Origin of the sequence: Escherichia sp. WS1265 (genome assembly GCF_046487585.1) — a bacterium.
Lineage (GTDB): Bacteria > Pseudomonadota > Gammaproteobacteria > Enterobacterales > Enterobacteriaceae > Escherichia > Escherichia coli.
On the sequence record NZ_JBJQJE010000066.1, the window covers coordinates 1 to 2,212 of the forward strand.

The following is a 2,212-nucleotide window of genomic DNA, read 5'->3' on the forward strand; positions in this document are numbered from 1 at the left end:
GATAATCCGGGGAAAATATACCACTCGCAGAGTGTTAACATTTGACATCGGATTGTCTATCCTGCATTGGTGTCGAGTTGGCAAGGCTGAGGATAATGCTGAGGATAATGCTGAGGATAATGCAGGATAGACAGAGCACTAGAGATTGCATGCAATCTCGTACCTATCACCTCAGCCTGCCGCTGGCTCTTTTCCAGAACTAAGAATGCGTTCTTAAAAATCCAAACTTGATACCGTTTAAATCTATTTTCACAAAAAGAGTTTTTACCCTCTCGTTTGTTTTCTGAATATATAAAATTAATTCATCCTCAAAACCTTCGTGCGGATGAAAACCAAATGTGCCAAAACTTAATCCATCAATAAGCAAAATAAGGTTTTTAAACCTGTCAGGAATCACCGCTTCACTTCTTAAAAAAAATAAACCAATAGTCTTATTTCCATTCAGGTATTCAATATTAATATTCATACGTTAATCCGATTTATCCTTCTCAGGGGCGCGTTTGTAACGCCGTTTACCTGAATCCCAGACAAACGCCGTCCGCTTCCCGTCATCAGTGCCATCCCCTACATCGTCGGCAATGACAAGATCCTCATTGGTTTCTCGATCCAACTGGAGGACGTTTTTTAGCGCCCCACCGGTCGAGATAAAACGGCGCTTGTGAAGCTGCCGCGTCAGCTCAAGAAACCACTCAGGATCGTTTGCCATATCTTCCGGTTTAACGGAGTATTTCAGCGTTTCAGCAACCGCGCTTTGCAGTTGCTCGGCAACGTTGGCCACAACCTCACCTGTCTTAGTTTTTACTGCCCGAATATCGATATTCGGCTCATAGTTCACCCGCAAGCAATCGCGCCAGAGTTCTACCCAACGTTCGTGCTTAACGTAGTTCTTCCCTTTAAACCAAGAAGGTTGCACCATCAGCAGACAGTGAAAATGCGGATGTGCGCTGCCATCCTTACCTCGCGTCACCTCCGTAGCCCTGATCCACCCCTGAACAGGTGATAGCTCCTTTCGCTTTTCCATTCGCTTAAACGCCGCATTCATTGCTGTAAGGACTGTTCCAAGTTCACCTATCTCGCAGTTCCTGACAGTTAACGTCAGAAACAACCATCGGGAAGACGGGTAATCCACAACGATTTTCGGTAGAGCCTGATAAAAACGGGCTTGCCACATGAGGGTTCTTCTCCACTGGCAGACAGGGCAATGACGGACACGGCAAAATTGCGCACTACGAAGCCGTAGGCGCGTTTCTCCGGTTTCCATGATGGTAGACCAACCAAAACGTAACAAACCGCTACAGGAGGCCATACGGAGTGCATAGCGCTCGAATTCAGCAGCAGTCTGGTAGATACCCCCGACAGAATCGGTAAGCGTGCGCTGGGTATCCCAAACTGCATCACGGGGGCTGTAGTCCGAAAGGAATTTATCTTCTGACATTAAGCCTGCTCCGATCTGGGCAGGCTGTGATTTGATGTGGTATATTCATCACGTACCTGTGCATTGCGAGCCAGTACATGTCACCAGAGTTTGCCGCTGAGGTGACACATTCGAAATGTTGGGGAGTGTTGACGCACTCCCCAACGCCGATTAAAAACGCCTCAATTCTGCTCCATTTTCTTTGACCTGTCAAAACCCACTCAAAGCCTCGTCATTACTGGGCTAAACCACTATTTCATATCCGCCATTTATCCCTTAAGTATAAATACAAGGATCACGCGCGAGAATTGCGCAAAAAATAACCACAATTTTAACCCCCCAAAACAAGCACCCCCGAACGGCTTACCCCAACCTTTTCCACACACCCGATCACCAAAACAGGGAATAAAAACAAAACCCTGTCTTACAGGTGGATGGCCTCACTTCGTGAAACCATCCACCCCGCATAAGTTTTTTAATCGGTGGTGTCGTCAATCACTAAATCGGAACCCCAAAGGGGACCCCCACGATTTAGCATTTGACGAGATTAACTCTCGGAGATGGCATCATGCTTTTAACGGACTTTAAAAAACGGTGAACGGATGCGGATTTTAATCCGTGTCTGTGAGGCGTTGAGCAACGAGCAAAGCGAGGCGGTAGAAAGAGAGCCAGCGGCAGGCTCAGGACGATAATCCGGGGAAAATATACCACTCGCAGAGTGTTAACATTTGACATCGGATTGTCTATCCTGCATTGGTGTCGAGTTGGCAAGGCTGAGGATAATGCTGAGGATAATGC

General features: G+C 47.0%; 2 protein-coding genes. Both read right to left on the minus strand.

Annotation, left to right across the window (positions count from 1 at the left end; genetic code table 11):
- Nucleotides 1-199: 199 nt before the first annotated feature.
- Nucleotides 200-466 carry a hypothetical protein gene (locus ACJHX3_RS24705; protein ID WP_001024536.1) on the minus strand — a complete coding sequence of 89 codons (267 nt, stop codon included), beginning with the start codon at nucleotides 464-466 and terminating at the stop codon, nucleotides 200-202.
- A 3-nt stretch (nucleotides 467-469) separates the two neighbouring features.
- Nucleotides 470-1,435 (minus strand): protein rep, encoded by a 966-nt coding sequence (locus ACJHX3_RS24710; RefSeq protein WP_001287824.1) that lies wholly within the window; start codon nucleotides 1,433-1,435, stop codon nucleotides 470-472.
- Between the last annotated feature and the right edge of the window lie 777 nt (nucleotides 1,436-2,212).

Excerpts from the sequence above, each read along its gene's own strand:
- ACJHX3_RS24710 (WP_001287824.1), bottom strand. The coding sequence starts at position 1,435 with ATGTCAGAAGATAAATTCCTTTCGGACTACAGCCCCCGTGATGCAGTT.
- ACJHX3_RS24705 (WP_001024536.1), bottom strand. The coding sequence starts at position 466 with ATGAATATTAATATTGAATACCTGAATGGAAATAAGACTATTGGTTTA.